Source organism: Streptomyces johnsoniae (genome assembly GCF_031845565.1).
Taxonomy (GTDB): Bacteria; Actinomycetota; Actinomycetes; order Streptomycetales; family Streptomycetaceae; genus Streptomyces; species Streptomyces johnsoniae.
Genome location: NZ_JAVREV010000006.1, coordinates 80,767 through 107,353, shown reverse-complemented (window position 1 = coordinate 107,353; position 26,587 = coordinate 80,767). Strand labels below are relative to the sequence as shown.

Genomic DNA, 26,587 nt, shown 5'->3' with positions numbered 1-26,587 from the left:
AGCACCGCCCGTCACAGGCGACTGGGCAGCCACACACCCACTTCACGCACCTGGCCTGGCGCGACGACAAGCAGAACGCGAGAAGCAGCGTGGACTCGCGCCGCTCGTGAGGGCGTAAGCACCAGGCCCGGATCGCCACGTCTTCGACCAGCTACATCCCATACTCCTGGTCGAGTTGAACGCGGCCGGGGCAAAACGACTGGGCGCGTGCCTACAAAGAAGGAGGTTCCCCGGTCGGGCGTCTACGAATGGCGAAGCCGCCCTCATCACCGCCCCCATCAGCCCAGGCAGGTTCGCGACGTACCCTGATCGCCGCTAGTGCGGTCCGGCTGCCCGGATTCCCCTCAGCTCTGGCCCCAAGGCATCTCAGTCACCCTTTCGAAGCACCTGAGTCGCCCGCTCAAACAATTCCTGGAATATCAAGCTCCGACCGGCAATATCAACGATCAAGCCATCTCGCTCGCAAGGATTCATTCTTCTGCCACACGCCTGCTCCGCAGCGCGAATTGCAGCTGCTTGCTGCTGGGAAACACGCTCCTCCCAATGGGCATTTCGCGTAGCAACTCGCAACGGGCCGCCCCCTAGGCGCCGCAGGATCGGACGGATCGAGTCACGATTTTCCGGGAAAATCGAACAGGTTTCCTCAAAGAATTCTAGCCCCCTCGCCCGAACGGCCTCCAAAAACTCAATTTCCCCCGCCATGGCTTCGCGTTTCACCCCTTTTCCGCTCAGCACGACATTGAGATTCCCGTCCTCCCGCAGAAGCCGCAACTGGAGTGGCTGATCGGGAAACCAGAAGGCTCCTTCACCGCTGTTGCAGAGTGCGCTAACTGCGTCAGCCAAATACACCCACATCGGGAAAATGTAATCCCATGACCGTTTGTCGATGATCGGCTCATCGTTGACCGCGAGTTCGATTGCCCCCTTTGTGAGGTCAAGTTCCCCCGAGACCTCATCCACCGATCCCCACGGAATGAAACCATCAGAGTCGCCCTTGAGGTGGCTGCTGACTGTAATCACAATCTAGTCCAGCGAATAAAATTAAGCGATATATGCAAGGCTTCCACTTCCACATACGGCCGACAGCATGAATCGACCCGATCATTTTCCTTCGAAAATTTCCCGCGCGACATCAATGGCCCACAGCATGAAGGCGACAGAAATTTCAGGGCAGCGAGGCGCGAGGCTGACAGTAGCCTCACTCCAGCTCGCCCCCTCCGGAATTACCACCGCAAAACACAGGTCTGTATTCGATGGATCACAAAACTCAATCGCCCGCTCCCCCGAGGCGACATCATCGAGATCTACAACTTCAATCACACTGTTCGCATAAACTCGCTTCACCGAGCAAACCACACTTCATCAATCAAGGAACCCTGAAAAATCTCCGGAAAGGGAGAACCGGGCTCCACGGCCATCCGGGAGTCACATATCGATCGTATCTTGCCACTGGCCATTGATCCTCCCATACCCTTGCCGAACAACAGTATCCGGATTCGTAAGTACTTCGTCCAGCATTTCCTGACCCACCTCGTTCCACGCATTGGGGTTCTGCACGCCAGACGGCATCGGCCAGCCATTCGGATTCCCATTCCTGGTGGAATGCTTTTGTAGGGCTCTTCCCCCACGCAACGGCCCGCAGCCGCCGAAGCACCACGCGCGCGGCCTCGTCACTCACCTCAGGTCGTTCCCCTCATTCCTACCGGCTGCTTCGGACGCACCAGAGACCCAACTGCCACCGTGGAAGGCCGAGATGAACCGACCAGTTCCCCGAGCGAACCGACGCTGCGACCGGCCGACACCGGGCACCGTCCCCTCCCGCCGTTGGGCGATCCACGTTCGGTGATCAACAGCCCATCTTGCACAACGTGTTCACGAAGTGGCGCAGAACGGCTCGCTCGCAAGGTCCCTACACACCCGAGGAACCGTGGCGTGGCAGAGGGTGCAGAGCCGACCTTGCTCGCTTTCCAAGGTGTGAATCACGTGGGGAACTCGCCCAGCCAGCTGCGCACCAACAGGTGCTTGGGCAGATACTCGGACTCCACCTCGATAGGAAACCCGCCGTCGTACGCCAGGCAGGCGACGGCCAACGGCCCCCAGGCCACAAGAGAATCGACGCCGAGCGTTCGCTCCTCGTTCGCTGTCCAGTACTGCTTGTGCAGTTCGAGAGCCGTAGCCAGATCCTGATTGAAGCCTTCATGGTCACGGCGCACGAAGCGATGGAAGAGACCGATCGGCTGGTACAGGATCTTGTTCATCAGTTCCTGGCCGGCGATTCGCGCGATGTCCGGGTGCGACAGCTCGATGGCCTTGGTCAGTTTCTCCGCCAGTCCCGGCCGACGGAGCCAGTACGCCTGAAGCGCGTCCACCCAGTGATAGATGTACTCGTCGTACTCGTCGTACTCCGCTTCCGTGGATCGCAGCACATCGAGCGGCACGCTGCACAGTTGCGTCATACGGTCCTGCTCACGGCACACGATCGCCAGCCAGAACGCCGTCAGCCAGTTACCGGCATCCGAGTAGTACTGCGGCCCCGTAGCAGGAAGGGTCCGCACCTCGTGCCCGATCCGGCACTGCACGCTTCCCTCGGTGAGGTTGGACGTAGCAAACATCGCCGAGCCCACCTGCATGGCCGTCACGACCGCTTCCCATGTTTCCAGCAACTCGGCGTTGGGGTCGATCGCACAGTTCGCTTCAGCGTGCATCAGAGCTTTGCCGAGCGCGCTGTTGAACATGCGCGGTGACTGCTCAAGGCGGCGGATGGTCTCCGCCATACCTCGACCGAGGGCCTCGGCGTAATTCTTGTCGCCAACCTTATCGTTAACATGCCGCGGGAGCCGAAAAGTCACCAGCACATCTCCGTCAACTGATATCGAACTGCCTCATATGGTAGCCATCGTAGAGGGTATCACTAGACCTACCCTGGACCAGTACGTAGTCCAGTCGACCATCAAGCAGGGCGAATTCCAATTCATCCGCCAGATGCGCTTCTGAACCACCTCGACGGCGCATTTCTCTGAGAATGTCTTCGAAATATCTCCGGGTGCCCTGTGAAACACGTCTACCGCCAGGCAGCGCGCGGGCGCCGAGCCGCGTTTCCGTGCTGCTCTTCGCCTCGACGACCACGTACCCGCCGTCCGTCCGCCGGTAGATCTGGTCGAACTGGGCTGTGCCGTTGGCCGGGGCGCCGCTTACCTCCACTCTCGTGGCGCCTGGGTAGTTCTCCGGTATCGCGTGGAGCGCGGCAGCGCTTTCCCCGAAGTTCTCGCTTCTGTCGGTCATTTCGCGGTGGGCCGGGGTGTGAGTCGCTTCTGCTTCCCTCAGCAGGGCCCGGTTTTCCGGTGTCGGGTCGGCGGCATAGGCTGCTTCCGCCTCCGCGAGGCGGAGTTCGGCTGCTTGGTCGGCCGTGATCGCGTCGCGGCGGCCTGCGGCCGCTTCGTCGAGTTGCCCAACAGTCTCGGGGCTGGCGGCGGATCGGTTGCCGGTGACGCCGTCGCCGATGAAGCTGGGTGGGACGGGCGGGGGGACGTCGGAGCGAGCGATCCACTGGCCCGGGTTGTTCGGGTCGCGTGAAAGGATCGGGAGCATGTGGCCGTTCTCGTCCGCGACCGCGGTGCTCCTGCGGTGGCCGTCTGACCGGTAGTACTCGTCGAACCATGACGGGTCGGTGTTGGCCCGTTCGACCTGCTGACGGACCGTGGTCGCGTCCGGTTCCGCAAAGCCGTCGTTCCCGTACCGGCCACCACCGCCTCCGCCGGTTCCCGAGTCGCCGCCCCGCTGCCCGGGGATGTGGCCGCCGCCACCGGCTCCGCCCGGGGTGGGCTGGTCGAGGTGCGCGGCCACACCTCCCGGTCCGTTGTGGGCGCCTACGGCTGCGAGTTCGGGGGAGTCGGTGCGGGCGGGGAGTTCGCCGGGGGCTTCGTCGGCGTGCTGGAGGACTGTGCCGTCGGGGCGGGTGAGGGTGCCGTCGGGGTAGACGATGTTGCCGGTGGCCGGGTCGATCACGCCGCCCGCGCCGAGGCCGGGCGTGTCGGAGCGCGGGATGGCGACGGTGCCGTCGGAGACGTCCAGTGCGCTGATGCCCGGTGGGAGGTCCGCGGCGGTGAAGTCGGCCGGGAGCCGGGAGCCGTCGGGGAGGAGGTAGGCGCCGTCGGGCAGCGGCGTGGCCGGGATCGTGGTGGCGTTCGCGAGGCCGCTGGTGAGGCCGCTGAGGCGGGGCAGCGAGCCGGCCGCCGCGCTGATGCCATTGATCAGCGGGGTCGTCGGGTCGAGGTAGCGGCCCGCCGTGCCGGCGATGCGCGCGGCGCGGGCGGCCGCGCCCGCGGTGCTGGCGGCCGTTCCCGCGCCTGCCGTGCCCACGAGGGTGAGCAGGTTGAACGTGGTCGCCCCGGCGGCCCTGGCCGGGTCCTCGCTCCAGGTGTCCCAGGCCACCAGGCCCTGGGTCATCTCGACGCGGGCCTCGACGCTGTCGTCGATCCAGTCGGAGACGGGGTTGTCCGGCAGGAGTTGGTTGGCGCCCAGGAGCGGCAGGCCGGCCGGGCTGCTGACGAGGACGCCGGTGGCGAGTTTCCCGAGCCCTTGCCAGGCCGCGCCGAAGTCGTCGCTCCACGGGTTGACGAGCGTGCCGATGCCGGTCAAGGTGCCCCAGATGCCGTCGACGACGATGCCGTCCCACACGAAGCTCTTGGCGTGATGCCAGACCTCCCAGGCGTGGTGTTTCTCCTCGACGGCCCGCCCCCACGGGGTTTCGCCGGCCTGTTCCATGTCCTCGACGCTCAGGCCGTACATGCCCGCGCCGCCGCTGCCGTCGTCGGTGACCCAGGTCGTGCCGTCGACGAGCAGCGTGATGTTGTTGGCCGCCCGGCGTTCGACTTCCCAGAACTGGGCGACAGTGACGGACACTTCCCGCAGCAGCTCGTTGTTGCGGGCGGTCTTGTCGCCGTCGTGGCGCCAGTCGTCGCCGTCGCCGATCCCGTCGACGAACGCCTCGGCCTCCCCGCGAAGCCGGTCCAGCCGGTCGATCAGAGGCCGGGCCTCCTCCGCGAATATCTCCAGAACGAGGGCGACCATCTCCAGCTTGTCGGCGAACGCGCAAGCCCGCTGGCGAACGGGCGTGGTCGTGGCCAGCAGATCCGCCGCCTCCGGGGCCTGGTAGGACCCGGACAGGCCCTGGAACTGATCGTCCACCGCCTGCCCGATGCCGCGTATCCCCTCCGCGTCCGACCGTAACGCGGCGTACTTCTCCGCCAGGGTGTCCAGGTGCCCGGTGAAGACGGGGATGCCCGAGGGGTCGATGCGCTCCGGCTCACCGGACATTGCTGCCACCGCCCGCGTCCGGGTCCGGGTCCGGGTCGATCACCGGCTCGGCCAGGGCGGCGCGCAGCGTGTCGTTCGCCATGTCGACATCGCCCTGCAGATAGTGCATCGCGGCGGTGTGGGCCCCGTTGACAGAGGCGCCGGTGCGTGCCGCGACGTAGAGGACGTCCTCTTGCGTTCCGGCGGCGAACTCCGCGAGTGCCGCCTCCACCAGGCCGCCGCTGGGGCGGGCGCCTTCCCTGGTCCACAGAGTGCCGGCGTAGGTCCCGGCGCCCTGGAGGTGCAACTGGTAGAGCCGGCCCCAGCGTTCGAGACCGCCGATCGTCTCGCCGACCCGGCCGAGCACGCGGTCGACGCCCTGCGGTTCGATGTCCCAATCGGGCACGGTGCTGTCCCTCCCCCTCCTCAAACCCCACCCGGGGAGATGCTCAGCCGATGGCCTCGACCGCGGCGCGGGCGCGGGCGAGCGTGGTCTGCGCCGTGGAGTCGTTGTTCTCCAGCGTCGTCCGCAGCAGGGTGATGATCGCCCTGACTTCGTCGGCCGCCTGGGTCCAGCGCAGCTCCGCGGCCTGGTAGGTGTCGGAGACGCCGTCGGCCTGGAAGTCGGCCATCGCCTGCCGCACCTGCGCGCTGCGGGCCTCGATCACCGTCTCCAACTGCTCGATGACACCGCGGAGGTTGCCCTGGGCCTCCGCGGAGGCGTCCGTGTCGTAACTGCGCCGGTCGAGACCATCGTTCATGTCCGTGCCCCCCGCCCGTCAGGCGCGGCCCTGGAAGCGGGCCGCGTCGAAGTTTGCCGAACTCATGCCCTGGTGCGCGTTCGCCTGCGTCTCCTGATCGCCCTCGCCGAAGGCGCGGTCCATGCCGGACTGCCCGCCGAGAATCGCGGACAGGGCGCCGTTCAGCGAGTGGGAAATCTCCTCGGAACGCAGCTTGAACGCGTCGAACGCCACGCGCCCCTGGCCGCGGAAGCGGCCTTCGAGCGGCTCGGCCGCCGCGACGAGCCGCTGGATCAGCACGCCCAGATCGGTACTCGAGCCCTGCGACTGCTGGGTGAGCGTCGACAGCGTCTGCGATCCCATGTCGAACTTCTGCCCCACGGCGTCCCTCCCCGATTCGTCCGTGTGTGCCCCAAGTCTGGGCGCCCCTGCCCGCGTTCGTCAATCGGCGCCGGCCGCGCAGGACCGATGGGACGAGTGGCTGTCAGTGTGACTGTCAGTGGGGCGCGCTATCGTTTTCGGCAGTGGCCCAGGGGTGGTGGGCGGTCCGGCGGGTGACCTCCGGGCCGGGGCCGGGGCCGGGGCCGACAGCACTGCGTTCCGAGGGACGTTCCGAGGGGAGGGGTGGCCCGTGCCGCGTGACTACGACAGCCAGTTGCTGGAGTCCGTCGCCGTTCGGCGCAGGCGGCTGCGTGACGCGCTGTCCTTCGGCGGGGAGCGGACCCGCCGGAGCCTGGACGAGCACACGGGGAAGGTGCTGGGCGGAGCGGCGCTGGCCGCCGTTGTCTGCGCGGGCTGCGTGGGCTGGTCCTTCATATCGGAACGGATGGCTGATCGGGACGACCGCGGTCTGGACGCCCCGGCCGCTGTCACGGTCACGGGCGCCGTGCCGCCGTTCGGGACGTGGCCGCGGTGAGCACGGCCGCCCGCGGCACAGGGCTGCTGCACCGCGTGACGCTCGTCGGCGAGCGCCGCAGGATCGACATGGTGCTGCCCTCCGAGGCACCGGTCGGGGAGCTGCTGCCCGACCTGCTGGGGCTGTTGGGGGAAGAGGCGGGCGGTGTGCCGCTGCTGCGCCGCCTCATGACGTCCGACGGCGCGGTGCTGACGCAGGACGAGACGCTCGCCTCGGCCGGGATCGTGGACGGGGCGGTGCTGCGGCTGGTCCGCGAGCAGGAGACACCGGCCGCGCCCGTCGTGCACGACGTCACCGACGAGGTCGCCGAGGACTTGGACCGGCGCGACTGGCGCTGGGGGGAGTCCAGTCGGCTGTGGACCGCGGGCGGCGGTGCGGTGCTGCTGGGTGTCGTGACGGCGGTGCTGGCGTGGGTGTGGCTGGGGGCGGACGCGGTCGGCGGCTGGCTCGTCGGCGCGGCGTTGGGTTGCGCGGCACTCGGTGGCCTGGCCGCGAGGCTGGGCGGCCGGCCGCTGGGGGCGGCGCTCATCGTGCTGGGCGGGGCGCTGGGCGGCCCCGGCGCTTGGGCGTTGTCAGGGTCGGGGTCTGGCCCGGGCGGCGCCGCGAAACTCGCCGCGCTGGGCTTGGTCGCCGTGGTGACGCTGATGCTGCTCGGGGTGTTCACGGCGGTGGGCCGCGGCGGTCTGATAGCCGCGGCGGCCGTGGTGTTGCTCGTCGGCGGCTGGGAGGCCGGGATCGCGCTGGTGCCCGAGGGCGAGGGGTACCGGGTCGGTGTGGTGATGGGTGTGGTCTCGGTCCTCGGCCTCGGCCTGCTTCCCCGGCTGGCGCTGACGGCCTCGGGACTGACGGCGCTGGACGACCGGCGTTCGGGCGGCGCGTCGGTGAGCAGGCAGCAGGTGGACACGGCGCTGGCCGCGACCCACCGGGGCCTGACGCTGGCCACCGTGGTGACCGCGGCCTCCGCTGCCGCCGCCGGATGGCTCGCGGTCGACGACGGGGCAGGGGGCTCGGGCGGGGCGAACGGCTGGGCGGTGACGGTGACGGCGCTGCTGGCCGTGGTCCTGCTGTCCAGGTCGCGGGCGTTCCCGCTGTCCGTCGAGGTCGTTTCGCTGCTGCTGGCAGGCACCGCGCTGATCGTCCGCCTGGTCGTGCTGTGGGCGGAACGGTCGGGCGACGGGGGCGACGGAACGGTCGCCGGGCCGCTGATAGCCCTCGGCGTGCTGGCGGCGCTGCCGCTGACGCTGTTCGTCGTCCGGCCGCCCGATCATGTGCGGGCCCGGATGCGGCGCTTGGCGAATCTGGTCGAGTCGGTCGGCGTGCTGGCGCTGATACCGGTCGCCGTAGGCGCGTTCGGCGTATACGGACGGCTGCTGGACACGTTCTGACGTCTCGCCGACACAAGGGCACGGCAAGAGGGAACGGAGAGGAGCTCATGTCCGCGGAGACCCCGGGCGGCTGGCAGCGCGATGCCTTCCGCGACATGGGTGGTGCGACGGCACCCCCCGAACCCGCGCCGCAGCAGCAGCCGCAGCAGCCTCCACAGCCGCCGCAGCCACGGCCGTCGCCACCTCGGGCACGGCCACCACACCGCCCGGAGCAGCCCGCGCCGGTCTCCGCCCCGGTGGTCAGGCACGACGTGGGGAGCGTTCCCGCCCGGCGCGGGGACCCGTTCACCCGGCGGGCCGGGCGCGCCCTTCGGCAGCTGCTGATGTCCTCGGCCGCCCGGGACACCGCGGAGGCCACGGCAGCCGCGCGGGCGATCCAGCAGCCCATCACCACCGGGCGGCAGATCGCGGTGACGAGCATCCGCGGCGGCGCCGGCAAGACGACGGTCGCCGCGCTGCTCGCCCTGGCCTTCGCGCACTACCGCACCGACTCGGTCCTGGCCGTCGAGGCCGACCCGGCGCTCGGCACCCTGCCGCACCGGCTCGGCGCGGAGCAGGTGCGCTGGTCGGCCGCGGACCTGGCCCGCATCGTCGACCCTTCGATGAACATCACCGAAGTCACCGGCTATCTCCTGCCGTTCACCGGCAGCTCCGGAGGCCCGGGAGGTGGCTGGCTGCTGCCGGGCAGTCAGGGGGCCATCGGCGCCGAGCTGGACATCGACACCTATCGCATCGTGATGACCTCGCTGCGCCGCTACTTCGGCACCACCGTCGTCGACTGCGAGACGCTGCCCGCCGAGGTCGCGCGCACCGCGCTGACCACGACGCAGGCCCGCGTACTGGTCGCCCCGGCCACCCCCGAGGGCGCGGCGGCGACCCGTTCGGTGCTGGACTGGATGGCAGGCCTGCACCGCAGCATGCTCCCGACGACCGTGGTGGCGCTGACCCGTTCCTCCCCCGGCATGGGCCTGAACGACCGCAAGGCCGCGGCCTACCTGGAGGCGGGCGGCGCCACGGTGGTGCCGCTGCCCTACGACCGTTCCCTGGCGGCCGGTGGGGAGATACGCGGCGCGCTGCTGGCCGAGGCCACCCGCGCGGCGGCGGCCCGCCTGGCCGCCGAGACCATGAACCGCGCCATGTCCCGCGGGCGCGGCGGCGGGGCGCCGGCATGAGCACACGGCAGATCCACCGCCCGGCCCGGACCACCCGCCCCCTGCCCGAGCCGGCGCGGCGCCGTATCGAGCCCCCGCCGAACCTCCCGGAGGGGCACACGAATTCGGCGCTCACCTCGCTGCTTCCGATGGCGGGCGTGATGAGTTCCGTGGTGATGATGACGATGCTGCGCAGCAGCCAGTTCGCCGTCATCGGTGCCCTCGTGCTGGTGGTCGCCCTCCTGGGCGGCGTCGGGCTGCTGTTCTCCCAGCGCGGCCGGGCGCTGCGCACCCGCCGCACCCAGCGCGAACGGTACCTGGAGTATCTGGAGGAGCTGCGGGACGAGCTGAGCGCCGAGGACCGCGCGCGCCGCGCGGCGGCGCGGGTGCTGGACCCGGCGCCCGAGGCGCTGTACGACCTGGTGAACGCCCCGGCACGGCTGTGGGAACGGCGGCGCACCGACCGCGACTTCCTCCGGCCGCGGCTGGCCACCGGCCGCGTGCCCGTGCGCGTGCTGGCCCTGGAGCAGCGCGGCGGCGATGTGCTCACCCCGCCCGACCGCTTCATGCTGAACGAGGCCGCGGGCATTCAGGAACGGTTCGGCGCCGCCCCCGAGATGCCGTTGACGGTGCCGCTTGACCGCATGGGCGACATCAGCATCGTCGGGGAGCGCGCGGACGTGGTGCGGGTGGCGCGCACCCTGCTGACCTGCGCCGCGGTGGGCCACGCGCCGGACGACGTCACTTTCGCGCTGGCCGCGGGGCCCGAGGCCGTCGCCGCGGACTGGGACTGGGCGAAATGGCTGCCACACACGCTCGATCCGCGGGAGTGGGACGGGCCGGTCAGCGCCCGCCGCATCGCGCCCGACCTGCCCGCGCTCGGCCGCCTCCTCGCGCCGGACCTGCGGCGCCGTTCCTCCTACGCCGTCGAGGTCCGCCGCGGCCTCGCCGGCCGGGACGCCCTGGACCTGGCCGGCCGGCTCCTGGTGATCAGCGACGGCTACGGCCGGCCCGCGGCCGAGCTGCCGCGCCCGGACGAGACGGTGCCGCTCGGTGACCTGGGCGTGACCGTGATGCACCTGGTCGCCGAGCGCGTCCAGGAGCCGGGGCAGGTGGCGCTGCGGATCACCGTCGGACCCGTCGGACCCATCGGACCCGTCGAGACCGCCGACGGCGACGCGTCGGGCGAACGGGTCGTCACCGTGGAGGACCTGCGGGGCGAGCAGCCGGTGACGGTCAGCGGCACCCTGGACGAGGTGACGGCCGCGGGCGCCGCGGGCATCGCCCGAATGCTGGCGCCACTGCGGCTCTCCCCCGAGTCCGCCGCCGTCGGCACCCCGCTGTCCGGGCCCGTGGACTTCGCCGAGCAACTCGGCGTCACCGACCCGGACGCGCTGCCGCTGGCGCGGCTGTGGGCGCCGCGCCGCGGCGACCAGGCGTTCCTGCGCGTGCCGATCGGCCTCGGCGACGACCACGAGCCGGTGCTGCTCGACCTCAAGGAGCCCGCCGAGCTGGGCATGGGCCCGCACGGCCTGTGCGTCGGGGCGACCGGCTCCGGCAAGAGCGAGCTGCTGCGCACGCTGGTCCTGGCCCTGGCCGCCACCCACCCGCCCGAGGACCTCGCGCTTGTCCTCGTGGACTACAAGGGCGGCGCCACGTTCGCGCCGTTCGCCCAACTGCCGCACGTCGCCGGAGTGATCACAAACCTGGAGAACCGGGCCGGCCTCGTCGAGCGGGTGCACGCCAGCCTCGCGGGCGAGGTCACCCGCCGCCAGCAGGTCCTCAAGGACGCGGGCAACGTGCCGGACATCGCCACCTACGCCGCCGCCCGCGAACGGCAGCCGCGGCTGCCGCCGCTGCCCCACCTGTTCATCGTCATCGACGAGTTCGGCGAACTGCTCACGGCCAAGCCCGACTTCGTCGACCTCCTGCTGTCCATCGGGCGCATCGGGCGCTCCATCGGCATGCACCTGCTGCTGTCGAGCCAGCGCATCGAGAGCGGCAAGCTGAAGGGCCTGGACACCTACCTGTCCTACCGTCTTGGCCTGCGCACGTTCTCCGCCGAGGAGTCCCGGACCGTGCTGGACACCGCCGACGCGTTCCACCTGCCGCCGATCCCCGGCTTCGGCTACCTGAAGGTCGACACCAGCGCCTACCAGCGGTTCAAGGCCGGCTACGTCTCCGGCCCCCACAGCGGTCCGGCCACGCGCGAGGCCGAGCCCGACGAGGGCCCGGCCGTCCTCCCCTACCCCGCCTACAACGAGCTGGCGGCCCCGGAGCAGCCGCCCCAGGACGCCGCGGAAACCCCCGCGCCCGCCCGCCGGACCGTCGGCCCGACGCTGCTGTCCACCATGGTCGGGCAGCTCGCCGCCGCCGCATCCCCCGTAACCAGGATCTGGCTGCCGCCCCTGCCCGAGGCCCTCGCCCTCGACGCCGTCGCCGGGCCGATGCGCACCGGACGGCGCGGCATGCAGTTCACCCACCGGACCGCCGCCCCCGCCACAGGCGCCCTCGCCCTGGGCAAAGGCCGCGACGGCGGCGCGATGCGCGTTCCGCTCGGGCTGCTGGACGACCCCTCCCGCCAGTGGCAGGGCCAGTGGACGCTCGACCTCACCGCGTCAGGCGGCCACGCCGCCGTCATCGGCGGCCCGCAGTCCGGCAAGACGACCCTGCTGCGCACCCTGATGCTCTCCCTGGCCTGCACCCACACCCCGCACGAAGTCGGCATCTACGCCCTGGACCTCGCCGGCGGCGGCCTGCGAACGATGGCCGGCCTGCCACACGTCGGCGGCGTCGCCGGCCGTTCCGACCGCGAACGCGCGGCGCGCACCGTCGACCAGCTCCGCGCCGCGCTCACCGCGCGCGAGACCGCGTTCCGCGACCACGGCGTCGACTCCGTCGACCACCTGCGCAAGCTGCGGACCGCCGGTGCTCTCACCGAGCTGGGCCCCACCGACCTCGTCCTGGTCATCGACGGCTTCGGCGAACTGCGCGAGACGTTCGCCGAGTTGGACGAGGGCGTCGCCGACCTGCTCAAACGCGGCAGCGGATACGGCATCCACGTGGTCGCCGGCATGCTCCGCTGGAACGACGTCCGCATCGGCGCGCAGTCCGCGTTCGGCACGCGCGTCGAGCTACGCCTCAACGACCCCGTCGACAGCGGCATCGACCGCCGCCTCGCCCAGACCCTCGGCGCCGACGAGCCGGGCCGCGCCCTGACCGGCGCCAAGCTGTTCGCCCACACCGCGCTGCCCCGCCTGGACTCCCGCACCGCCCTGGACGACCTCGGCACCGCCTGCGAACGTGCCGTCCGCGCGGTTGCCGCCGCCTGGAGCGGCCCCGCCGCGCCGCCGGTCCGGGTCCTGCCGACCCGGCTGCCCGCCGCACAACTCCCCGGCCGCGCCGCCGAGCCGCGCCACGTGCCCATCGGCCTGGACCAGAGCGAGCTGAAGCCCGTATCGCTCGACCTCTTCGACACCGACCAGCACCTTCTCGTCCTGGGGGACAGCGAAAGCGGCAAGACGAACGTGCTGAAGCTCGTCGTCCAGGGCCTCATCGAACGGTACGACGACGAGGAGCTGGTCTTCGCCGTCATGGACCCCCGGCGCGGCCTGCACGACGCGGTGCCCGAGCCCTACCGCGGCGGCTACGCGCACAACCCCAAACTCGCGGCCGGTCTCTCGGCCGGCATCGCCCGCGTCCTGGACGAACGCCTGCCGCAGGACGCCGTGCCGCCCGAAACGTTCGCCGCCGGGCCGCGCATCGTCGTGCTCGTCGACGACTACGACGTCCTCGTCACCGCCAGGCAGCAGCCGCTTGAGCCGTTCCTGCCCCACCTCCCCGCCGCCCGGGACCTCGGCCTGCACTTCGTCGTCACCCGCCGCGTCGCCGGCGCCTCCCGCGCGCTGTACGAGCCGTTCCTGACCACGCTGCGCGACACCGGCGCCTCCGGCCTCGTCCTGGCGGGCGACCGCGCCGAAGGCCCACTCTTCCCCGGCGTGTATGCCGCGGCCCGACCGGCCGGACGCGGAACGTTCGTCCGCCGCGGCCGGGGCCACCGCCTCGTCCAGACCGCGCTCGCGGCGGAAGGCGACGACTCGTGACGACGGACGTCATCGCCCTCACCGACCGGATGCCCGACCCGTGGAGCGTGGTCGCCGGCCTGTCCGCCGCCGGCCCCGACGCCACGTTCACCGCGCGCGCCGAGGGCGCGGTGATCCAGTTGTCCGACCCGCTGGGCCGGCCCCTGGTCTCGGTCGAGGCACCGATACTGGTGCACACGCCAGCCGAAGTCCGCCGCCTCCTCGGGCCCGAGATCCGCGTCGAAGGACCCGTGTGGTGGACCGAGATCCACGCCGCGACCGGCGCGGACGGCGCCCACGCCCTGGCCGGCACGATCGCCACCCGCCTGACCAACCTGCTCGGCGGCCAGGTGTGGCCACCAGGCTTTACCGCGCCGAACGGGGGCGCGGCCCCGGTGACCGGCCTCACGGCCGTCCCCACCCCCGAGAACGCACCCCTCGCCGTCGACATACTCACCGACAAGACCGCCGCCGTTATCCAGGACCGGCCCGTCATCGCGCTCACCTCCTGGCTCGCCGAGGCACTGCGCCACGCCCACACCACCCGACGCGGCCTCCACCTCGTCACCCCCGCCCACACCCGCCTCACCCTCCCCACCCGCGCCGCCCTCCGCGGCACGCCGAACCGCTGGGTGATCCGCGACGGCGACGCCGCCTACTACGACGGCCTGTCGGGCGCCGACCTGCACTGGCACGACGGAACGTTCACCCCGACCGGCAGCGAACGTCCCGCACCCGCCTTCGCCCACGCCACCGCCCGCGCGGAAGCCGACCACGGACAGCAGCTCCTGCTCACCTTCGTCACCCGCGCCCCCGCCGCACACGACCTGGTCCTCGGCGGGGCTCTGGAAACCACCTGGCAGCAGCTGACCGGCGCCGCGCCCGCCGGCTGGGGCACCTCGGAACCCGCCGGACTCCCCTGGTCCCGCACCGACCTCACCACCCTGGCCCGCAGACGCGCCCCCCGGCCCACCACACTGATCAGCGTCGGCCACCCGGAGCACCCCGCCATCGCCACGATCCGCGTCAGCCGCACCACCGGCGGCGTCGAGGAGCACATCACCCTCGCCCTCGGCTACCCCCCGGACGTTCGGCCGCCCCTGGACACCCTCCCCGACCTCGCCGAAGAACTCGTCACCCGCCACGGCCTGGTCTCCCTCCTCGCCCAACAGCGCCGCGCCCGCCCCGACCTGACCGTCCCACCCTGGCTCGAAGGCCCACCCGCCCCCCTGGCATTCGTCCTCGGCCCCGAAGAAGCCCACCCCACCGGCCTCCCCCAAGCCACCCAACTCGGCCCCACCACCCGAGCCGGCTGGTACTACCCCCTCACCGAAACCGGCTGGCCCGGCCTGGAACGCCTCACCCGAACCATCCGTAACCAGCCCTCTCCCCACGACACATAGCCATCCGACAGCGCCGTCTCCCTGTCTCGCGCAACGACCCGGCCGAACACTGTGGAATACAAACCCCGCCGCACAACAGCGAACGAGGCGCCGCGGGCCGATACCGCCCAGGCAGACGACCACGAGGATCTACGGTCTACCCAACAAAATCCCCTTACCAGGCGCTTACGCCTCCTGGCGCCGCTACTCCATGGATTCCCTACAGGCTCGCGGCGACCACCGGGCGGCGAGCCTCCCTTGGGCCACACCGCTCCAGACGGAAAAAGATGCTGATTACGCGACGCCCAGCTCGCCGTCGAAGGAAGACGCCCCGCGCCCACATCAGGGGCGCGCCGCCCGGCCGACTCATTCCTTGCGTCTACCTTGGAAGACTCAGCGACTTTGGCAGCACAGCATTACGGGACGACCAGGCTTCCCCGCAAGAAGAAACGAGGGAAATGGCAGCTAAAGTCGCATGCCCGAGTTTCGTAAAGTAAGCAAAGTCAGCCCCCTATCCAGCTGAACCGCAGGTCACACCTCTGCTCCCCGCACCCACGGGGTTGTTCCCTGTTGGGGACGCTGCCGCCTGCCTGGCGGCCCCTGCTGACCAGCGATGCCCGCACCCCGGGCACCGACCTCCCCCGCACCCGCCTGGGCACCACCACCCGCCGCCACGCGACCGCCCAACACCTCGGCGGCGCCTCAACGTTCCGGAGACCCCGCCTACCGCCTCCCCCGAGTCGACTGCCACCTCGACCGCACACCTCCGCGCCCCCTTCCAACGCCCGGTACCCCGCACCTGCAAGCCGCCGCCACAGCTTCCGTCGGAACTGTAAGACGAGCGGCTCCGTCCATAATGGATGGTCGTGCTTCGCGTTGATCGGCACAGGAGAACGTGGTGGCGACTTCTCTGAACTGCCGGCCGCTGTCAGGTATCTTCGGGGTCCAGCTCGAACGTGAAATAGATGCTCAGCATGTAGGGCTCGTCCTCGTCGTGCATGAAGTCCCATGAAACATCTGCCAGGAAGACTTTGTGTTCTCTCACCCACTCATGGGCTTTCCTGAATGCTTCCGCGGCAGTTGTGGCGGGGAACAGCTTCCTGGCCATGGGATGCACCTGAGTCTCGGCGTCCGTATCGTCGAAGCCCTCCGGAACGTCCAGGCAGAGGTCGGGATCGAGTTCCATGGACAGCACCCTTACCAGTCGGTTACCCATTCGAGTCGACAGAGGCTGACCCCCTGAACACGACGCCCGGTAAGACCACCACACACCCGGAAGGGTTGCTTCTGGCGACCACGCGACGAGGCGCTGCAGCCGATGCCGCGGTCGCGGTGATCCAAACGACACGGCCTACTAACCGCGGAGCGCCGCGGCAGTGAGGTCTCCTGGACCGACGTGCGGCCTTGGACGGATGTCCACGAACATGCGGAACGGGGCACCGCGTGCAGCCCCCCTACGAGCCGGCTGCTCTCCGAGCGGACTGCCGCCGCGACGACACGCACCATGCACCGTTCATCCCGGGCCGTGCTCTGCTCTCCTTCCGACGACCCACCTGCACCGGGCGTGACATCGCTAAGTCCGTGACCCGCTCAGCGCCCCCCCTCTGCCCCACACACGCTGGCCAGCAAGCGAGATCACGCGGACGAACCGGAATATAAGGGTCTTATTCGCCGAGCAGGCACCGCAGAGAGAAGCTCGGCCCCTGGCCGCGTTCCCGCAGCTCAGAGGCCGTTCGTTGAGAGTGGCGGCGCCAGGATTCGAACCTGGGAAGGCTGAGCCGGCAGATTCACAGTCTGCCCCACACAAGCCCCTGACCAGGCGTAATCCCCCTCCTGGCGCCCACCACCCCACAGATGCCGCACAGCCCCCGGAGCCCATCGAGCAACCACCCGCCACGAGGCCATCTCGAAGGAGTACGCCGATCACCCGGCTCCCAACTTACGATTCGGAGGAGCGCACCCCACACCCGGCAAGGGCCACCGCCTGCCTGCACCGCTGGGCACCTATCGTGGTAGGCGCGCCTCTCCGGCAGCACGCCAGACCGGGAGACCAACTTCCCCAGTACGGCAGCAAGAGAAATGGCCGCTATTAACCATATGCCCGCGCCGCATGAAGTGAGCAAAATCAGCTCCCCCTGCCAGTAAATCCGCAGGTCAAGACCTCTGCTCCCCGCGCCCGCGGGGTTGTTCCGGCCCCCGAGGAACGCGCAACCGGTCGGAAATCCATGCGCTCCACCCTCCTTGCCGAGTTCGAGACCAGCCGGATGCCCTGCGACAAGCGGCGGCCCAGGCTCGGTGACATGCCGGGCGACCACGCCGACGCCGGGGCGAGCGTAGCGTTTCGGGGAACGGACGGAGGCACGCCGGGAGCGGGTCTGCAGCATCGGCGTGGACGTGTCGTTCCGCGAGACGCCGTTAGCCTCGGGCTTTCAAGAGGTGGGCTGTCCAGGGGGTGATCAGAAACGCGGAAAGCACCCTTGACCTGCAACGATAGGACTTGCTGAGGGTCCTGTTGGCTGCGAGGGAAGAGCACTTCCCAGGTGAGAGAGCGTATCGGTTCCTAACCCCGCGTGCGTGTCGAGGGCAACGGCCGCCAGGTCGTCACGCAGGCCGGTTCGGTCCTGCTCGCAAAAACGGTCCGCAAGAGCGGCCTTGACCAGGCGATACCCGCTGGGCGGAACTCGCGCAGTTGAGCCGGCAGCCGGTTGGTCTGACGGGTCCGGTCGTTGACCAGATCGAGGCGGCGGGCGGTCAGGGTGCGCAGGTCGACGGCTCGTGCCGCAGGAGCCCAAGGTCCTGGCGCATGCGTGCCTGATCGGCAATGAGTCTTAGCCATCTTCGAACATGCAGGTCGGAGGCTCTGGCGTGGCGCTCGCTCGGGATAGTCATGCTGATCTCGGGCGGGAGTCTGCGGTCTTGATCATCCGTCATGCCATCGGTCGAGGCTGAGCCGCTCGCGGCGGCGCGACCCGAAGGGCACATCAGGCCCCAGCGTCATCTCCCGGTGCGGTACGTCTCGCGGCCCACGGCCGGCGACGGCGTCCGCGAGGGGCGCAGCCAGGTCTCCGTTGTATGTAGTGTGCGGAAATGGCAAGAAGCGAGCGACTCGCGGACCAGTTGGACTGGTACTGGAGCAAGAACCTGCGGCCACGGCTGGAGGGTCTTACCGACGAGGAGTACTTCTGGGAGCCGGTGCGCGGCTGCTGGAGCATCCGCCCACGTGGCACGTCGGCCGCACCGATGTCGGAAGGTCCGGGGGAATGGACGATGGACTTCGCATCCCCTGCCCCGGTGCCTGCGCCGGTGACCACGATTGCCTGGCGGCTGGCGCACATCATCGTCTCCTGCCTGGGCTATCGGGTCGGATGGCACTTCGGCGGCCAGGACCTCGAGTCCCAGGCATTCGCCTACGCGGGGACCGCTGACGAGGCGCTCAAACAGCTCGATGAGATGTATGGGAGATGGAACGCCGGGGTCCGCGAGCTCTCGGACGCTGACCTGGACAATCCGCCCACGGTGGGTCCCGAGCGGTTTCCCATGGAGAACAGAGTCCTGCACGTCAACAGGGAGCTGATTCATCACGGCGCCGAGATTTCCCTGCTGCGCGACCTCTACCGCTGGCAGGACGGAGCCGTACCGCGCCGAATATGACTGACCATCTGTCAGCGTAAGAGCTCGAGCGCGCGCCGGTTGAGCACCGGGCACGCCGCCCAGCAGCACGCTGCGGCCCGCCGGGTGCTGAAGTGCCGCCGCCCCGGCGTGCACCACCTGGATTCCCGCGATGGCCCCGCCGGCCGAGGCCAGGGGGAACCGGCCGTGTTCGGTGAGGAATTCGAAGCTGTAGGCCGTCACGCGCGCGTCCGTCAACGCGGACAGGAGCGCGGGGTCGCCCTCGGCCTGGAAAAGGGCGGCGATCGCCTGCCGCGGGGCCAGGCATCGCACGTCATCGGGGTCGGGGCTCTTGTGTCGCAGCACCAGCGGCGTGCCCCACACCTCGTCGGCCGGGGCGAACCGGACCCCGGCCGCGACCAGTTCGGCGTCGGAGACCCCGATCCCGGCGCCGATGCCCCGTTCGGCGAGCACGGCCAGCCCGTCCGCCGTCATGGTCCGCGCGGTGGCCGGGGTCAGCAGCGTGCGGCGCTCGGCCGGGGACGACGCGCGTGGAAACCCGATCAGACGCGGAACAGGAAACGCACACACAACCAGCTCCTGACGATAGGTAGTTGCTTCTGCACTCAGGGTCCTCACCCTGCGGCGGACAGCCCAGCTCACCGCTTGCGCACGCGTCTGCCCATGCCGTTGCCACCCGCTGTTCACCGGCCGCCGCATACCACGGGCGGACACACAGGGGTGATCTGCCGCTACAGTGGGTCACCGCGCATTCCGCGCCGCGCCGCGCCACAGCAACCGACAGGTGGACCGAAGGAGCCCGGTGGACGCACTGTTCGACGCCCCCGACGTGCCGCCCGAGCCGCCCGAGCCGCCCGAGCCGCCCGAGCCGGTGCTGATGTCGCTCAACCCGGAGTACTACGACCTGATCTGGCAGGGGTTGAAGACGCACGAGTTCCGCCGTCGTTTCCCCCGTGGCCGCGCGGTCACGTGGTACGTGTATCTGACCGCTCCGGCGTCCCGGCTCACGGCCGTCATCGACCTCGCGCCCGCCGTCGTCGATTCCCCCGAACGGATCGCCGCGATCGCCGAACAAGCCCGTCCCGGGAACGGCGCCTCCGTGCACGCGTACCTGGGCGACCTGGAAACCGGCTTCGCCCTGCCCATCCGAGGCGTCCGCGAATACGAAGGCTTCACGGCCGGCCAACTCACCAGCATGCTCGGCGCCTTCCACCCCCCGCAGGGCTATACCCTCATCTCCCGCACCCCGCAGTGGGCCGATATCTGCGCCCAGCTCACCGCCGGCCCTCCCCTTCGGCAATTGACGCTCCCGCACCCCGCCCCGGTCGGCTGACACCGTTCACCAGAAGAGGGCAAGGAGAGCAGCGCGCCATGCCGTTACCCCACCGCCCGAGCACCACCGACAGCCCACTGCGGCGAGCCCGCCTGGCCGTCCCCGCCACCCTGGAACGGGTGTGCGCCGACCTGGACCGCACCTCCCGGGGCGGGTCGAGCGGGGTGACGCCCAGCATGCTTTCCGGATGGGAACGCGGCCGGCACACCACCAGCATCCGCTACCGCACTCTCCTCTCCCAGTACTACGGCCAGGCACCCGATGTGCTCTTCGCCCACCAGGACCTCCCACTTACCGCGGCCGACCAAGCCCCCGCCCTCCTGGCCGGACACCGCGAACTGCGTCGGGCCATGACGACGGTGGTCCGCGGCGCGCAGCGATACCTGGCGATGACCGGCTCCCGTTCCCGCGACACCGCCTATCTGGAGACCATCGAGACCGTCCTCGCCGAACGGCCCGAACTGATCCACTACCGCGTCCTGTTCGGCCCGCCACGCAACACCGAACTCACCGCCCACCTCACCCGCCTGCTGGCCCTGCGCGACCCCGACGACCGCAGCCTCGGCCTCAAAACCCTTCACCTGGGCGTGATCCCCGCCGAACGAGACAGCCCGGAACGGTTCTTCGTCGCCTCCGAAACCGCCGCCGTGACCCCGATCCCCTCCCTGACCTCCGCCTACGCCTTCGACTCCGGTGTCCTGCTCGCCACGCACGCGGCCATGGGGGCACCTCCCAGCCGCCAGGCTGGGGGAGGCTCATCGACCACGCCCGCCAGTGCTACGCCGCCGCCCACCGCGTCGAAACACGCGACGCCCTCGACCAGCTGACCCGCCCCGTCCCAGGCCAGCGAAAGCAGGACACCTCCTCATGAACCACACGGCCCCGCCGGACGCCCACGCCCTCCTTGCCCAGGCCAAGGACGACCTGGACAGCGTCCTCGCCCTCACCCAATCCCTCGTACGCATCCCCAGCCGCGCCGGCATCGACCCCCACGACCCCATCATCACCACGCTCAGCACCTGGATGCGCGACCACGGCCTCACCCCCCGCATCCTGAACGACGCATCCGGCACCCCCGTCGCCGTCACCGCCGAAGTCACCGGCACGCACCCCGGACCGCGCTGGGTCCTGGACGCCTGCCTGGACACCGCGCCCTACGGCGACGAAACCACCTGGACCCACCCACCCACCTCCGGCCACCTCGCCGACGGCTGGCTCTGGGGCAGAGGCAGCAGCGACTCCAAAGCCGCCATCGCCCTCTTCTGCCACCTCGCCACCCGCCTCACACACCACACCGACCACCTGCACGGCACCCTGGTCCTGCTGTTCGACCTCGACGAGCACACCGGCGGATTCGGCGGCGCCAAACGCTACTTCCAGGGACCCGACGCCCCCACCGACGTCGCCGGAGTCATGATCGGATACCCCGGAACCGACCACGTCGTCATCGGCGGCCGAGGCGTCCACCGGGCCCGGGTCCATGTGCGCGGAGTCTCCTCCCACTCCGGCGGCAGCAAGGCCACCCCCAACGCCATCGACAAAGCCACCCACCTCATCCAGGCCCTCCACGCCACACAACTCCCCGCCCCGGACGACCACTTCCCGCAGCCCGGCAAGGTCACCGTCACCGCCATCACCGCCGGGCAGGGCTACTCCGTCACGCCCGACGTGTGCACCCTCAACATCGACATCCGCACCACCCCCACCTTCGACGACGCAGCCGCACACGAGTTGCTGACCACCGCCGCCGAACGAACCGACCACGCCTGGCCCGCCACACCTCCCACCCACATCGACACCCACACCCGCTGGCCGCCCTACGCCCTGCCCGAACACTCCCCCCCTCCGCACCGCCCTCCTCAACGCCGCCCACCAACACGGCCTCCACCCACAACCGAAGATCGCCGGCCCCTCCAACATCGGCAACTACCTCGCCGGCCTCAACATCCCCGCCACCGCAGGCTTCGGCCCCGACTACACCGGCCTCCACGCCACCAACGAACGCATCCGCACCGCCACCCTCCCCACCATCCAAGCCACCTACCACACCACCCTCCTCACCCTCCTCACCAACGCCCCACCCCCCTGAACACCACGGCGCGGCGCTATGTACGGACGAGAACACCGCGCACCGCCCCCACCGCACTCGGCAGCGGGGCACGAGCATCAGCGCCCTACACACGCTGGTCAGCAGGCGGACCCAGCGGGGCAAAGTGGAACACAAGGCGCATCACGCCCGCGAGGTGTTCGAGGAAACGGAAACGGCCCCTGCCCGCGTTTCCGCAGGTCAGAGACCGTTCGTCGAGAGTGGCGGCGCCAGGATTCGAACCCGGGAAGGCTGAGCCGGCAGACTCACAGCCTGCCCAACACAAGCCCCTGACCAGGCATTACCCGCCTCCTGGCGCCCGCCACCCCACAAATACCCCACAGCCAGCACCCACCGAGACTCCCGCAGGCATTGCCCCGCCGCTCCCGCCGGGAGGACCCAGACGACCCAACCCGACGCCCCAGACGCCCCTCTGCGCGATCCGAGAACATCGAGAGGACGTACAGAGAACAGCACCACATCCACCCGCAAGAGATAGGCCTTATGCCTAATTTGCCCCATGAGCCTGGATCTCAAGAAGCAAGTAAAAACTCGGTCCCCTGCCGATAACGTCGCAGGTCACGTGCCCTGCTCCCCGCACCCGCGGGGCTGTTCCCCGCGCGTGGCCAGCAGTGCGCGGAAGTGGCCTGCTCCCCTGTCTGTGGCAAGTCTGTTGGGCTCCACTCGGGCAAGTTGATTGGGCTCCACCCGGTGCCTTTGTGGACGTTCCACGGGCTTCAAATTGAGTCCGACATTTTGATTTGGCCCCACCCCGATCGGGTGTCTGCTCTGGGCGTCCGGAGGGGCTTGGCGGTAGCGTGATGTACATCGAGTCCGGGTTGGAAGTACGTGTCCCCGACAGGCGCGGAGGCTTCGCGGGCATCGATCCGTGTTCGATCCGGGACCGGCGGATCTCCGTTGCCGCGGTGGACGACGAAGCGGGCAGTCTGGACGAGACGGAGATCGGACAGACAACGCCGAGGCCGCCCCCTTGCGCGCCATCTTCCACAACGCGGTGGTCTTCGCCATGGAGGCCCAACTGCTCAGTGACAATCCGATCCCGAAGGTGAGCTGGTCACTTCCGGAGCCGGTGGAGGAGGAACTGGCTCCCGAAGGCGTCGCCAGCCCTGAACAGGCACGGGCCCTCCTGCGGGCTGTCGGGCAACAGGGCGACCGCGGCCGGCGGCTGGTCGCCTTCTTCGGCTGTCTGTACTTCGCGGCGGCCCGGCCCGGGGAGACAATCGCCCTGAAGCGGTCGCAGTGCTGCCTGCCGCGGCGCGGCTGGGGCCTGCTGCGGCTCCAGGAGACCCGCCCACGGGCCGGAAGTGCGTGGACGGACAGCGGGGAGGCCCACGACCGGAGAGGGCTGAAGAAGCGCTCGCGCAAAACGGTTCGCGCGGTACCTGTCCCGCCGGAACTCGTGGCCATGCTCCGCTGGCACATCGATGCCTACGGAACGGCACCGGACGGGCGGCTGTTCCGCACCGCACGCGGCGGGCTGCTCCAGGAGAGCGGCTACGGACAAGTATGGGCGCGGGCTCGCGAATCGGCGCTCGCTCCGGCGGACCTGGCCACCGGGCTCGCCGCGCGACCCTATGACCTGCGCCACGCAGGGCTCTCCGCCTGGCTCGCCAGCGGAGTGGACCCGCAGACGGTCGCCAAACGTGCCGGGCACAGCGTCACCGTGCTTCTCCGCGTCTACGCGAAGTTCATCAACAATAGCGACGACACCGCCAACGCCAAGATCGCCGCCCGCCTCGCCGAGCGGAGCGGCGCTCCGGCCTGAGCAGGGCTCCGGATCTGTCCACACATACCCCACACGCGCTGGTCAGCACGCGAAATCCGGCGAAACAAAGTGGGACATAGGGCGCATCACGCCCGTGAGGTGTTCGATGGAACGGAGACGGCCCCTGCCCGCGTTTCCGCAGGTCAGAGGCCGTTCGTCGAGAGTGGCGGCGCCAGGATTCGAACCTGGGAAGGCTGAGCCGGCAGATTTACAGTCTGCTCCCTTTGGCCGCTCGGGCACACCGCCTCGCAACGTCGTAAACGATACCCGATGCACGGGGGTGGTCCGCCACTCGGTTGTGCGGGTGGATTCGCACTCCGGGTGGCTAGGCTGTGCGCCGACCCAGCCTGTTGGACCAACCGTGAGGAGCCTGACACACCATGGCCGACTCCAGTTTCGACATCGTCTCGAAGGTCGACCGGCAGGAGGTCGACAACGCCCTCAACCAGGCGGCCAAGGAGATTTCCCAGCGCTACGACTTCCGCGGTGTGGGCGCCTCCATCGCGTGGTCGGGGGAGCAGATCGAGATCCGCGCCAACGCCGAGGAGCGGGCCAACGCCGTACTGGACATTTTCCAGACCAAGCTGATCAAGCGCGGCATTTCACTCAAGGCGCTGGAGACCGGGGAGCCGCAGGCGTCCGGGAAGGAGTTCCGGCTGTTCTCCACGATCAAGGAGGGCATCTCGACCGACGACGCCAAGAAGGTCGCCAAGCTGATCAGGGACGAGGGCCCCAAGGGCGTCAAGGCGCAGGTGCAGGGTGACGAGCTGCGGGTGACCTCGAAGAGCAGGGACGCGCTCCAGGAGGTACAGCGTCTGGTGCGCGAGAAGGATTTCGACTTCGCGGTGCAGTTCGTCAACTACCGGTAGCGCGTGGGAGGCCAAGTGTCCGTGATCCACGGTTTCCGCAGGGCCGTCGGGCTCGCGCGGCGGGGTGCGCAGGCGAGGCGGAGACCAGACGGTGCGAAGGTGGACCTCGCCCACCCGGCGCGTTCCCCGTTGGGTACCGCCGTGGTCAACTGCGCCGTCTACCGGAACGGCGTCCGCCGCGAGGGGCACAGGACGGCCGCCGAGGCGATCGGCTACGTCCGGCGGCGGCCTGGCCGCGGGTTCGTCTGGATCGGGCTGCACGAGCCGAGCGAGGAGGAGTTCGCCGGCCTCGCCGAGCTGTTCGGGCTGCATCCGCTGGCCGTGGAGGACGCGGTGCACGCGCACCAGCGGCCGAAGCTGGAACGGTACGACGACACGCTGTTCACCGTGCTGAAGACGGTGCGGTACGTGGAGCACGCACAGCTGACGTCCACCAGCGAGGTGGTGGAGACCGGCGAGATCATGGTGTTCACCGGGCCCGATTTCGTCGTTACGGTGCGGCACGGCGGGCACGGTTCGCTCGGCCCGCTGCGGGAGTCTCTGGAGGCGCAGTCCGAGCATCTGGCGAAGGGGCCGTCCGCCGTGCTGCACGCCATCGCGGACCAGGTGGTGGACCACTACCTGGATGTCGCGGCCGCCGTGCGCGACGACATCGACGAGATCGAGGCGCTCGTGTTCGCGGAGGCCGGCGCGCGGCGGTCGGAGCCGGGGCAGATCTACCAGCTGAAGCGCGAACTGCTGGAGCTGAAGCGTGCCGTCGCGCCGCTCGACCGGCCGCTTCAGCAGCTTTCCGAGACGGCGATGCCCATGATCGATCCGGACATCCGCCGGTACTTCCGGGATGTCGCGGACCACCTCACCCGGGTGTCGGAGCAGATCACGGGCTACGACGCGCTGATCGACTCGATCCTCCAGGCAAACCTGGCGCAGGTGACCGTCGCCCAGAACGAGGACATGCGCAAGATCACCGCCTGGGCGGCGATCATCGCGGTGCCGACCATGGTGTGCGGTGTGTACGGGATGAATTTCGACCACATGCCCGAATTGGGGTGGACCTTCGGCTACCCACTGGTACTGACGATCATCGCCACCGCCTGCCTGCTCCTGCACCGCGGATTCCGCCGCAACGGCTGGCTCTGACACGTAAACATGACAAAAGTAAGACGCATCCATGCCGAAGGGCAGGTCCGCGTCGGCGGGGTAATTGCCTAGGCTTGGTTCCGTGGATAACGCGATCCTCCAGGCAATCGAAGGGTTCATCGCCACCCCTTGGGTGTACGTGGCGCTCTTCGCCGTCGCAAAGCTAGACGGCTTTTTCCCCGTGGTGCCCAGCGAGACCCTGGTGGTCACCCTGGGGGTCTTCGCGGCTGCCGACGGCAACCCGAATCTGTTTCTCATCGTCCTGGTGGCGGCGCTCGGCGCCTTCACCGGGGACCACATCTCCTACTACATAGGCCGGAAATCCGGCACCCGCATCTATGCGCGTCTGAAGCCCGGCAGCCGCACCCAGAAGGCGTACGACCGTGTCGGGGACATGCTGGAGAAGCGCGGCGGGATCATGCTCATCATCGCCCGGTACATCCCGGGCGGGCGCACGGCGGCCACCCTCACCACCGGGGCCACCAAGTACCCGCTCAAGTCGTTCTCGAAGTACGACGCGGTCGCCGCGATCACGTGGGCGATCTACTCCGCGGGCATCGGGTTCGTCGGCGGCGCGGCCTTCGAGCACAATCCGCTGCTCGGCGTCGCCCTCGGCCTGGGGCTCGCCCTGACGATCGCGGCCCTGCACGAGGGCATCAGGATGCTGCGGGAGCGCCGCGCGGCGGCCAAGGCCGCCGCGGACCAAGCGGATCAAGCAGGTCCAGCGGATCAAGCAGACCAAGTGGCCGCGGACTGAAGCATACGGTCGCACCGGCAAATACCCGGCGGTGT

At 69.7% G+C, this 26,587-nt stretch carries 20 protein-coding genes, 3 tRNA genes and 3 pseudogenes; 13 read left to right on the top strand and 13 right to left on the bottom strand.

Going from position 1 to position 26,587, the window contains the following annotated elements; all coding sequences use genetic code 11:
- Positions 1-366 precede the first annotated feature (366 nt).
- From RM779_RS12625 to RM779_RS12595, 7 genes are all read right to left on the bottom strand, one after another.
- Complete coding sequence (locus tag RM779_RS12625) at positions 367-1,020, bottom strand: hypothetical protein (protein WP_311617784.1); 654 nt, start codon at positions 1,018-1,020, stop codon at positions 367-369.
- Positions 1,021-1,101: 81 nt separating this feature from the next.
- On the bottom strand, positions 1,102-1,344 hold the full coding sequence (locus tag RM779_RS12620) for a hypothetical protein (protein WP_311617783.1): 243 nt from the start codon (positions 1,342-1,344) through the stop codon (positions 1,102-1,104).
- A gap of 635 nt (positions 1,345-1,979) precedes the next feature.
- Positions 1,980-2,774 carry an immunity 49 family protein gene (locus RM779_RS12615; protein WP_311617782.1) on the bottom strand — a complete coding sequence of 265 codons (795 nt, stop codon included), beginning with the start codon at positions 2,772-2,774 and terminating at the stop codon, positions 1,980-1,982.
- 88 nt (positions 2,775-2,862) lie between these two features.
- A complete protein-coding gene (locus RM779_RS12610) occupies positions 2,863-5,316 on the bottom strand; it encodes a hypothetical protein (protein ID WP_311617781.1) in 2,454 nt (817 codons plus the stop codon).
- A complete protein-coding gene (locus tag RM779_RS12605; RefSeq protein ID WP_311617780.1) occupies positions 5,306-5,701 on the bottom strand; it encodes a DUF6507 family protein in 396 nt (131 codons plus the stop codon). Before RM779_RS12605 ends, RM779_RS12610 begins: the two co-directional genes overlap by 11 nt.
- Positions 5,702-5,744: 43 nt before the next feature.
- Positions 5,745-6,056, bottom strand: a complete 312-nt coding sequence (locus tag RM779_RS12600) for a pore-forming ESAT-6 family protein (RefSeq protein WP_077059630.1) — start codon at positions 6,054-6,056, stop codon at positions 5,745-5,747.
- 18 nt (positions 6,057-6,074) lie between these two features.
- Positions 6,075-6,398 carry a hypothetical protein gene (locus RM779_RS12595; protein ID WP_077063321.1) on the bottom strand — a complete coding sequence of 108 codons (324 nt, stop codon included), beginning with the start codon at positions 6,396-6,398 and terminating at the stop codon, positions 6,075-6,077.
- Positions 6,399-6,666: 268 nt separating this feature from the next.
- Between RM779_RS12595 and RM779_RS12590 the strand changes: the two genes are divergently transcribed.
- The 5 genes from RM779_RS12590 to RM779_RS12570 are packed head-to-tail and all read left to right on the top strand — an operon-like array spanning position 6,667 to position 14,972.
- Positions 6,667-6,951: a hypothetical protein gene (locus RM779_RS12590; protein ID WP_311617779.1), complete on the top strand. Its 285-nt coding sequence runs from the start codon at positions 6,667-6,669 to the stop codon at positions 6,949-6,951.
- Positions 6,948-8,336 (top strand): type VII secretion integral membrane protein EccD, encoded by a 1,389-nt coding sequence (gene eccD / locus RM779_RS12585; RefSeq protein WP_311617778.1) that lies wholly within the window; start codon positions 6,948-6,950, stop codon positions 8,334-8,336. Before RM779_RS12590 ends, eccD begins: the two co-directional genes overlap by 4 nt.
- Positions 8,337-8,383: 47 nt before the next feature.
- Positions 8,384-9,508 carry a nucleotide-binding protein gene (locus RM779_RS12580; RefSeq protein WP_311617777.1) on the top strand — a complete coding sequence of 375 codons (1,125 nt, stop codon included), beginning with the start codon at positions 8,384-8,386 and terminating at the stop codon, positions 9,506-9,508.
- A complete protein-coding gene (gene eccCa / locus RM779_RS12575; protein ID WP_311617776.1) occupies positions 9,505-13,590 on the top strand; it encodes a type VII secretion protein EccCa in 4,086 nt (1,361 codons plus the stop codon). Before RM779_RS12580 ends, eccCa begins: the two co-directional genes overlap by 4 nt.
- The gene (locus RM779_RS12570; protein ID WP_311617775.1) at positions 13,587-14,972 is read left to right on the top strand and encodes a DUF6177 family protein; all 1,386 of its coding nucleotides are present in this window, start codon (positions 13,587-13,589) and stop codon (positions 14,970-14,972) included. The genes eccCa and RM779_RS12570 overlap by 4 nt, the downstream gene beginning before the upstream one ends.
- Positions 14,973-15,879: 907 nt before the next feature.
- Here the strand turns inward: RM779_RS12570 and RM779_RS12565 are convergent.
- The 3 genes and pseudogenes from RM779_RS12565 to RM779_RS33870 all read right to left on the bottom strand — a co-directional run.
- The gene (locus RM779_RS12565) at positions 15,880-16,137 is read right to left on the bottom strand and encodes a hypothetical protein (protein ID WP_311617774.1); all 258 of its coding nucleotides are present in this window, start codon (positions 16,135-16,137) and stop codon (positions 15,880-15,882) included.
- A 557-nt stretch (positions 16,138-16,694) separates the two neighbouring features.
- Positions 16,695-16,792: transfer RNA gene (locus RM779_RS12560), tRNA-His, on the bottom strand.
- 827 nt (positions 16,793-17,619) lie between these two features.
- Positions 17,620-17,777, bottom strand: a pseudogene (locus RM779_RS33870) (IS110 family transposase); the annotation flags it as partial.
- Between the two features lie 261 nt (positions 17,778-18,038).
- Here RM779_RS33870 and RM779_RS12550 point away from each other — a divergent pair.
- Complete coding sequence (locus RM779_RS12550) at positions 18,039-18,602, top strand: DinB family protein (RefSeq protein WP_311617773.1); 564 nt, start codon at positions 18,039-18,041, stop codon at positions 18,600-18,602.
- 171 nt (positions 18,603-18,773) lie between these two features.
- Here the strand turns inward: RM779_RS12550 and RM779_RS33675 are convergent.
- Positions 18,774-19,280: pseudogene (locus RM779_RS33675) on the bottom strand (hypothetical protein); the annotation flags it as partial.
- 103 nt (positions 19,281-19,383) lie between these two features.
- Here RM779_RS33675 and RM779_RS12545 point away from each other — a divergent pair.
- From RM779_RS12545 to RM779_RS33670, 3 genes and pseudogenes are all read left to right on the top strand, one after another.
- Entirely contained in the window at positions 19,384-19,914 is a 531-nt protein-coding gene (locus RM779_RS12545; protein WP_311617772.1) for a hypothetical protein, read from the top strand.
- A 38-nt stretch (positions 19,915-19,952) separates the two neighbouring features.
- The gene (locus RM779_RS12540; RefSeq protein ID WP_311617771.1) at positions 19,953-20,741 is read left to right on the top strand and encodes an XRE family transcriptional regulator; all 789 of its coding nucleotides are present in this window, start codon (positions 19,953-19,955) and stop codon (positions 20,739-20,741) included.
- Positions 20,742-20,781: 40 nt separating this feature from the next.
- Positions 20,782-21,615: pseudogene (locus RM779_RS33670) on the top strand (M20 family metallopeptidase); the annotation flags it as partial.
- A gap of 607 nt (positions 21,616-22,222) precedes the next feature.
- Here the strand turns inward: RM779_RS33670 and RM779_RS12535 are convergent.
- Positions 22,223-22,313 (bottom strand) — tRNA-His (locus RM779_RS12535).
- Positions 22,314-22,991: 678 nt separating this feature from the next.
- On the opposite strand from RM779_RS12535, the gene RM779_RS12530 reads away from it, so the two are divergent.
- Positions 22,992-23,786, top strand: a complete 795-nt coding sequence (locus RM779_RS12530) for a tyrosine-type recombinase/integrase (protein WP_311617770.1) — start codon at positions 22,992-22,994, stop codon at positions 23,784-23,786.
- A 164-nt stretch (positions 23,787-23,950) separates the two neighbouring features.
- On the opposite strand, the gene RM779_RS12525 is transcribed toward RM779_RS12530, so the two are convergent.
- Positions 23,951-24,032, bottom strand: a tRNA-Tyr gene (locus tag RM779_RS12525).
- Positions 24,033-24,166: 134 nt separating this feature from the next.
- Here RM779_RS12525 and RM779_RS12520 point away from each other — a divergent pair.
- The 3 genes from RM779_RS12520 (at position 24,167) to RM779_RS12510 (ending at position 26,552) form a co-directional block, all read left to right on the top strand.
- Positions 24,167-24,655: a YajQ family cyclic di-GMP-binding protein gene (locus tag RM779_RS12520; protein WP_311617769.1), complete on the top strand. Its 489-nt coding sequence runs from the start codon at positions 24,167-24,169 to the stop codon at positions 24,653-24,655.
- 21 nt (positions 24,656-24,676) lie between these two features.
- On the top strand, positions 24,677-25,795 hold the full coding sequence (locus tag RM779_RS12515; protein ID WP_394813292.1) for a magnesium and cobalt transport protein CorA: 1,119 nt from the start codon (positions 24,677-24,679) through the stop codon (positions 25,793-25,795).
- A gap of 82 nt (positions 25,796-25,877) precedes the next feature.
- The gene (locus RM779_RS12510) at positions 25,878-26,552 is read left to right on the top strand and encodes a DedA family protein (protein ID WP_079251920.1); all 675 of its coding nucleotides are present in this window, start codon (positions 25,878-25,880) and stop codon (positions 26,550-26,552) included.
- The last annotated feature ends 35 nt before the right edge of the window (positions 26,553-26,587 follow it).